We start from the raw sequence: 757 nt of genomic DNA on the forward strand, positions 1-757 counted from the left end.
GGATCTTGCTCTTGAGGAAAAGTACTCGCCTGCCAAATATCAAAACCACTCTGATGATCAAAGACATGACTTTTTGAAAAGGGCTGTTCAGCCATTTTTAACCCCCAACACCTGCGCACGTATAGCCCGCGCTGTTTCTTCTGAGAGCCCCGCCGCTGCTGCTGCCACATCAACCGCTTTACTTGCTTTAGTGGTAAAATCCTTCTCTAATCTTTGCCGTCTGGTGGTCGACAAATGTTCAGCCGCCAAAACCCCTTTGAGCGCATTGGCTAATTCTTGTGCTGCTTTTGGCGAAAGGTTTTTCCCACTGCTCAACGTTGAAAAAATCAACTCCTTAATCGCTGCCGCCGTCAAAAGAGTGATATTATCAGAAGCTTTGGCATCAAAACGCTTGGAAAGGCTTGCGGCAATTTCTCTTGTCTGTTCTAGGCGCCGTGACATCACGGCTAGCCGCAAAGAATAACGATTAAAACTCGAAAAGGAGGGTATAGAAAAGCTTAAACCCGTTTCCTTTCGTAAAGCCTTCAAAGCTGCTTTAAATTCATCATAAATGGCTTTTTGCGTCTTTTCACGCCCGTTTAAAGCCTCAGCCGCCTCTGCAATGATTTGATCACAAGCTTGCGGCAATAAATCAATCGCCGTTAAACGTCCACGCCCGACCTTGCGCATCCTTCACCTCATATTTTATTGATGAACGTTTAGGCCGCTTAATCCCCTCAATGGAAAAGCTTCGGTCTAAATGACGTGCTCCCCGTTC

At 46.4% G+C, this 757-nt stretch carries 1 protein-coding gene; it reads right to left on the reverse strand.

Annotation, left to right across the window (positions count from 1 at the left end):
* Positions 1 to 87 precede the first annotated feature (87 nt).
* Entirely contained in the window at positions 88 to 669 is a 582-nt protein-coding gene (locus ACFIJS_RS09380; RefSeq protein WP_375651311.1) for a phage protein Gp27 family protein, read from the reverse strand.
* Between the last annotated feature and the right edge of the window lie 88 nt (positions 670 to 757).

Origin of the sequence: Bartonella sp. OT172YNZD (assembly GCF_042193725.1) — a bacterium.
Taxonomy (GTDB): domain Bacteria; phylum Pseudomonadota; class Alphaproteobacteria; order Rhizobiales; family Rhizobiaceae; genus Bartonella; species Bartonella grahamii_A.

Bases quoted from the DNA above. Each gene is read 5' to 3' on its own strand.
- ACFIJS_RS09380 (WP_375651311.1), bottom strand. From the start codon at position 669: ATGCGCAAGGTCGGGCGTGGACGTTTAACGGCGATTGATTTATTGCCG.